Raw genomic sequence first — 4,042 nt, 5'->3', positions numbered from 1 at the left:
TTGATGCCGCTTTTGTAATAGCCTTTTTAGTTCCTCAAGCCTGCTTTGATCCATTTGCCGCCTTTAAATTTGATGGACGCGCCATTTTATAGCGCCGCCGCTTAAAGCTCATTAAATTTTGCCGCTCGCCCGCTGCGCGCCGTTTGATCAAAATTTAGCCCCCATATCTTTGCAGCGATTTTTTATATATTTTCGCCGCAGCGCAGCTCGCGCTCAGATATGCCTCAAACTCCTCGCTAGTAAGCCTGCGCGGCTCATTCGCAAGCTTCGCCGCACCCGCCGCGCCGCTTGACATATTTGCGTCCAAATTCGCTTCGTTTACGATCTCGCCTCGTCGGATTCGGTTGCTAAAGCCCGCTGCACGCGCTATTTGCGGCATACGCTTTAAAGAGAAGTTTAAATTTTGCGTTTGCAGATTTAAAATTTTACCCATGCATTTGCGCGGACCCGCGATAAAATCGCCATTTTGTATGAGCGGGGCGGCAGAGCCGAGCGGACCGCTCTCCGCCAAGCCGTGCAAGCCGCCCGTCGAGCCAAGTAAGCCGCCCGCCAAAAGCTCTGCACCAGTTAGGACGCGCAGGCTTCGCACCAAAATCCCGCCGCCGCTTTGCGGGACACTGCGAAACGAAATGTCAAAGCCGAAATTGTGAAAAAATATCTCGCCCGCCCGCGACGTGCGCTTGTAGGTGTTACGATCCGCGCCCGTGAAATACGCCTCGATCTCCGCGAAGGCGAATTCCGCACCGCTTACGCAAAGCACATAGTTTTGCAGCAGATCGCGCATGAAATTTTCGATCTTTGCCTGCGCTCGTTCGGCGTCAAACTGCGCCTGTAGCGGCTCGGCACCGAACACAAGCGCTTGTCTGACGCTCGGCTCCGACTGCGATGGACGGACGTTAAATTTTAAGTGTGCTTGCTCTGTATCAAGACGGGCTTGCTCGGCATTAAACAGCGGCTCGGCATTAAATTTTAAAATTTCAGCTTGCTGCGCGTCGCTAAAATATGACTGTCCGCCGCAAAATTCCACGTCGCCTTGTGATTTTAAGGGCTTGTCGCCGCTCCCGCCCCTCGCGCTTCCTGCAAGCTTGGAATTTTTTGAAGCAAGCTTTGAGTCCGCAGAAATTCCAAACTCCGCAGCGTCGATTTTTGAGAAAAATTTTTCTAAATTTTCATCGCCCAGCATTTTGCTCTTCCGTAGAATTTCCTTCGCGCTTCGTAGTGTTCGCCTTGCTGCTCGTAGTGCCAGATTTGCCGTTGTTTGCCTCAGCGCGCGTTAAATTTCCGCTATCCGTTGCGTTCGTATCGCCTCGTGCTAAATTACCGCCGCTACTTGTCGTATTTGCTTCATCGCCCTTTGATTTGGGCGTTTTAAAGCCAAAATTCTCACAGCGATCTCCTCGAAAATCTTGGAAATAATATTTCTCGCGCTCGCCTAAGCTTTCCACCCCTTTTTCGCACACTCGCTTAATATAAGCCTCGTGTGGATATCTTAGTCTGTTTGCCGCTAGGATATCGCCGGCATCCGCTTGCTTTACCAACTTAGCAATGCAGGCATCGTCTTCTTCGCCATAGCCCAAAAATACCTCTCTCACATTGCAGCACGAGCTGCTGATTTTTATATATAGGGTGCACAGAATAATAACTCCTACAATTAGCAAAAAAATTTGACTTTTACTGGCTTTCAATTTCGCTTTATCGCCCGACATTTGACCCTCCCGTAGAATTTACATCGCCTTTGATCGCGCCTGTTTCATTGCGGACTGTATTCGCACCTTCGCGCGTTAAATTTCTCTCGCCGTCTGTTGCGTTCATATCACCTCGCGCTAAATTACCGCTGCCGCTCGTCATATTTGCTTCGCCGCCTTGCAATTTTGGGGTTTTAAAGCCCCAGGGCTCACAGCTCTGGTAGCGCTCGAAATAATATCTCTCTCGCTCGCCTAAGTTTTCCACTCCCTTTTCGCATACGCGCTTGATATACGCCCTGCTTGGGTATCTTAGTCTGCTTTCCGCAAAGCCGTTTCCGTCGTCCGCTCGTTTTATCAGCTTGGCGATGCAAGCGTCATCCTCTTCGCCCTGTTTATCAGAAAAGAATTCCTCCATATTACAATACATACCGCCGCTGCTTATAACTCCATAAATAATAAAAACCCCCGCAATTAGCATAATAAAAATTTTACTTTTACTAGTTTTCAAGCTTGCCCCCTTCGCGGTTAAATTTTGATTTTTTCCGCAGATTTACGATTTGCGGGCGGATCGTAAATTCGCTCACGTTGGACTTCGTGCGCAGAATTTGCAGCGTAAAATTTGCGATCTCTCCCGCATCCACGAAGCTCGCCTCATCATCTGCGGGCTCGAAGCTCAAATCCTCGTAAAAGGGCGTTTTGGTGATGTCAGGGTTGATGCAGCTTACTCTGATCTGCTTGCGCGCCTCCTCGAAAAGGCAGAGCAGAAACGCCCGCAACCCCGCCTTGCTCGCGCTATAAACCGCGCTAAAGCGGCTAGATCGCAGCGCCTCGATCGAGCTAATACCGATGATATGGGCGCGGTTGCGCTTTAAATTCGGCAAAAGCGTGCGCGCGATGATGATGTTTGCGGCAAGATTTACGTTTAAAATTTTTAAAATTTCGCTCTCGCTCATCGACTCAAGCGGCGCAAATTTCGCCGTGCCCGCGCACAAAATCAGCGCGTCAATCTCACACGCCGCAGCCAGCGCGCGGCACTCTTTTGCTAGCGCGTCCATATCCTCAAAGCGCGAGGCCAGCGTTAAAATTTCATAGCCGTTTTGTCGCAGAAGCTCCGCAACCGCGCTGCCGATACCGCCGCTTGCGCCCGTGATCAATGCTTTCATCTTTTCTCCTTTAAATTTTAATGCCGCTTCGGCGCGTTAAATTTCGCGCGCCGAGTAAATGTCCCTACGCTAAATTTTCTCCGCTCGTTATGTCCGCCGCTAAATTTACGCGATTAGACAATCCACGCCGCGACCTGCGCCGGGTAAAATTTTAAATTTAGCCCGCGGTCGTTTTGTTGCGCCACCGCTTTGTAAAATTTCATCGCCGCTCGCTGTGCCCGCCCACCCGATTTATAAAATTTAATTTTATAAAACTCGGCGCGCCGCTAAATTTTAACCGCTAGCTCGCCGCAAATTTCGCGCTGTGTCCTTGACGCCGCATACGAGCCAGCACAGGCCGCGATGTCTGCGACAAACAGCGCGTCTAGCGCTGCCGTATCTTTGCGAAATACGCCGCTTTCATCGCCTCCTCAAAGGCATCGTTACTTTCATACTCGTGCCCCAAAACCTCGCGCCACAGGCTCGCATCCTCCATACAGAGGTAGAAAAACACTCGCTCGCGCCACGGCGAAAGCGCGTCCGCGGCAAATTTAAAAAGCTCGCGCTTGATCTGCAGCGGGTAGGACAGCTTACCGTTCGCGTCCGCAAGGGGCATCTGCAGAATTTTGCTCCGTAGCCCGCGCGAGCGCAGCTTTTTTACGACGGGCTTAATGAAGGTAAGCGTGCCAAGCGAGACCATCGCGACGCCGCTTGGATCGAAGCTGCGTAGCAGCTGCTCAAAAAGCGCGCCGTAATCACTCCGCCACCCCTCGTACCAAACCATCGGGTGAAGGTGAAAGCCCACCAAAATACCGCGCGCCGCGAGCGCTTCGGCTGCAGCCAGCCGCGCATCCAGGCTCGCGCTTAGATGCTCCTCGTTCGCTATGATCGCGGGGGTGTTTAGCGAAAAGGTGACGATGAGGTTGCGCGGGATCTCACGCTGCAGGAAAAACCGGATATTATTCGACTTGCTTTTAAGCTCCAAAATCACGTTTTGATGCAGCGCCGCGAAGTCCGTTAGCGCGCTTAAAATGCCGAAGCGATCGCCCCACATAAGCGAGTCGGAGCTCTGCCCCGTGCCGATGTGGTAGCTGCGCGCGGGATCGAGCCGCAGCCGCGCTAAATTTGCCGCAAAATTCTCGTCAAAGCCGATTTTCCCGTGCTTGTAAAAGGAGCCGATCGCGCAATAGGAACAGTCAAAGCCGCACGAATTAA

At 51.8% G+C, this 4,042-nt stretch carries 5 protein-coding genes; all 5 read right to left on the bottom strand.

What is annotated here, in order from left to right:
- Positions 1-154: 154 nt before the first annotated feature.
- Positions 155-1,183: a hypothetical protein gene (locus QZ176_RS10370; RefSeq protein WP_295153400.1), complete on the bottom strand. Its 1,029-nt coding sequence runs from the start codon at positions 1,181-1,183 to the stop codon at positions 155-157.
- A complete protein-coding gene (locus QZ176_RS10365; RefSeq protein ID WP_295153399.1) occupies positions 1,170-1,592 on the bottom strand; it encodes a hypothetical protein in 423 nt (140 codons plus the stop codon). Before QZ176_RS10365 ends, QZ176_RS10370 begins: the two co-directional genes overlap by 14 nt.
- A 100-nt stretch (positions 1,593-1,692) precedes the next feature.
- Positions 1,693-2,193, bottom strand: a complete 501-nt coding sequence (locus tag QZ176_RS10360; protein ID WP_295153397.1) for a hypothetical protein — start codon at positions 2,191-2,193, stop codon at positions 1,693-1,695.
- Positions 2,183-2,848 carry an SDR family oxidoreductase gene (locus QZ176_RS10355; RefSeq protein WP_295153395.1) on the bottom strand — a complete coding sequence of 222 codons (666 nt, stop codon included), beginning with the start codon at positions 2,846-2,848 and terminating at the stop codon, positions 2,183-2,185. Before QZ176_RS10355 ends, QZ176_RS10360 begins: the two co-directional genes overlap by 11 nt.
- Positions 2,849-3,212: 364 nt before the next feature.
- Positions 3,213-4,042 (bottom strand): spore photoproduct lyase family protein (locus QZ176_RS10350; RefSeq protein WP_365951892.1); only part of this gene is annotated, 830 nt, incomplete at its 5' end.

It is taken from the genome of uncultured Campylobacter sp., from assembly GCF_905373215.1.
Taxonomy (GTDB): Bacteria; Campylobacterota; Campylobacteria; order Campylobacterales; family Campylobacteraceae; genus Campylobacter_B.
Note: the sequence above shows the minus strand (reverse complement) of the source record. Positions and strands in the feature narration are given on the sequence as shown.